The sequence below is a fragment of the Floridaenema aerugineum BLCC-F46 genome (assembly GCF_041929345.1).
In the GTDB taxonomy this organism is placed as follows: domain Bacteria; phylum Cyanobacteriota; class Cyanobacteriia; order Cyanobacteriales; family Aerosakkonemataceae; genus Floridanema; species Floridanema aerugineum.
Genome location: NZ_JBHFNQ010000238.1, coordinates 1 through 2,316, shown reverse-complemented (window position 1 = coordinate 2,316; position 2,316 = coordinate 1). Strand labels below are relative to the sequence as shown.

The 2,316-nt window shown below is 40.1% G+C and carries 2 protein-coding genes and 1 pseudogene; 1 reads left to right on the top strand and 2 read right to left on the bottom strand.

Features of this window, described 5'->3' with window-relative positions:
* Positions 1-166, top strand: a 166-nt coding sequence (locus ACE1CC_RS33090) for a phosphodiester glycosidase family protein (protein WP_413274690.1), incomplete at its 5' end; no start/stop codon positions are given.
* A gap of 51 nt (positions 167-217) precedes the next feature.
* Here the strand turns inward: ACE1CC_RS33090 and ACE1CC_RS33085 are convergent.
* Positions 218-764 (bottom strand): annotated as a pseudogene (locus tag ACE1CC_RS33085) (DUF5996 family protein); the annotation flags it as partial.
* Positions 751-2,190 carry a hypothetical protein gene (locus ACE1CC_RS33080; protein ID WP_413274688.1) on the bottom strand — a complete coding sequence of 480 codons (1,440 nt, stop codon included), beginning with the start codon at positions 2,188-2,190 and terminating at the stop codon, positions 751-753. The gene ACE1CC_RS33080 and the pseudogene ACE1CC_RS33085, both read right to left, overlap by 14 nt.
* Positions 2,191-2,316 lie beyond the last annotated feature (126 nt).

The window sequence follows — 2,316 nt, the reverse complement described above, 5'->3', positions numbered from 1 at the left end:
AGAACTAGCTAAGTTTATGAAGTCGTTGGGGGTGGAAAAAGCGATGAATTTGGATGGTGGCAGTTCCTCGTCTTTCTATTACAAAGGGCAGACGTTCTATGGCAAAGTGGACAGCAAGGGAAATTGGGTAAAGCGACCTGTTAAATCAGTTTTACTGGTTTTTTAGAATTTGTGCGCCATGGCGCACAAATAGCGATCGCTTCCAAGAACAGAAAATCTAACTCTTCATTACTGGACTATAGTCTAACGCCGCCCGCTCCCAATGCCCTAAATTCGCTGCTGCTTCGTAAGTGCTTTGCAAAAACTTCAGTACCATTGCGTCTGGATCGTTTGCCTGCCTTACTGCCTCATAAGGCAAGACGAACTCTTGTATCTCTGGACTAAAGAAGGCTTTCTGGGGTTGCACAGGGTAATCTGAGAATCCTTCCGGGGCTGGATAGGCGTAGGCGTAGAATAATGCCTCAATTGAGCCTTTGCCAAACCAAAACCCGCAACTGCTTACCTCGTGGGAGTAAGCTTCTCGCGTCACCCAGTCTGCCATCCCTGGCACACCCCCTGGATGCTGGGGCGCACGTCGCCCAGAGAAGCGAGTCACTGCCAAATCAAAGCTGCCCCAGAAGAAATGAACTGGGCTACACTTTCCTGCATAACCAGCACGAAAATTCGTCAGGAGGCGATCGCACTGCACGAGAATTCGCCAAAACCGTTGAGCATAGTCTCGGATCGTAAGCCTGGTGCTGAATATCCTGCTCAAAGGGAATGGGTAGGAAGATAAATTTTTACAGCCGCCGCTATTTCTGGTAATTTAACACCTGTTTGTTGAAAAAATAGCTCGGCGACTATTTCTGATATTGGCTGAGTATGATTATTTTCAGCGAAAGTTTGGCATAATGCAGTTACTAAACTTCCATAATTATCTTTAAGCTTCCAACTTTCTAACCATTTTTGTGCTTCTGAATCTAATTGAATATCTCCGATTTTCCGAATCTCTTTAGCTTCCCAACCTTTTGCCCAAGCAGAATGATGTCTTCCTGCTGCTAAAATCACCGTGTATATAATACCGAAAATCTGTTGATTATCAGCATTAAATTCATTTTGTAATAAGGGAAATAGAGATTGTTGTAAAATGTATTGTGCTAAGAAAGCACTTTCAACAGCATGGTTAGGTCGTTTGTGTTTAGCTTCATAAGTTTTAAGAGCGTGTTTTTGTTGGTTGTCTTCTGGGTTATAATCTGTGTGTGCTAGTAAATGTGATTTAGGTGGTTTACCTTTGAAGCTAGAATGTGCGATCGCCTGCCATCCCCTCATCACTGCTTGCCATTTAACTTGTAATTTCCCCAAATCATGAGTAAAGATTGCTAATAATACCAAATATTCAAACAGTTCTTCTGCTTGGGTTATGGTTAATTGGGTCAAAATTTTTTGTTGAATAAATCGTCCGCCAGTATGTAGTAATTCATGACGAACGCTACCATATTCAGTTTTTACCCAAGTACCATTTTTTAAGCCTATTGTCGAGAAAGATTCCCGCCAGCATTTCCACATACAGCCTAAATGTCCGACATAAGTATCCATCTGATACTGATATTCATTAACTGCTTGCTTTGGTGGTTTATTGGGAGAAATAAAGTTATTACCTTCAATATTTACGCCAATCAGTAAACCAATCTCTTCATCATAGTAAACATAGCGAGGATTAACTAAAATTTGCCAGCTATTCACTAAGTCAATTTGGGAACGAACGGCGATACAAATAGGTTGATTATAGGTTTCAGCAGCTTTTCCTTTTGGTGCTTCAATCCGCTTGAATATCCAATCAATTTGGTATTCTAAATTTTGGACTTCACGCCAAACTTTTAATAAAGTAGTGATGGGTACGGAAAAGGCTAATAGTTTTTTGGGATTTATTTGTTGATTATCATCAAAATCAATCAGAATTGGTTCATTCCAAACAAATACACTGCGGTTATCTACATGACGAATTAAGTCATCGGCAACTGAGCGATCGCCTGTGAAAATAGCATCATTGAACTTTCTTTCAAATTCAGCCGAGTCATTTTTTCTCCGTTCTGTTTGTAGGGAATCTGCGGCTATGTGTACGCGATTAATCCATGATTGTTCTAGGTTAAAATCAACCTGTTGATTAACTGTTTCTGATTGTGTGTGTGCTTCTAATTGGACTTTGGACAAAGAAGAAAAGCATTTCGCGATAAATGAACGCGAAATAATTTATTATTTAAAAAGCTTTAATGTCAAAACGTGAGGTTAGAAATTTAGGAACTAATCAATCAAGCTTATCGGGAATAATTTCACTTT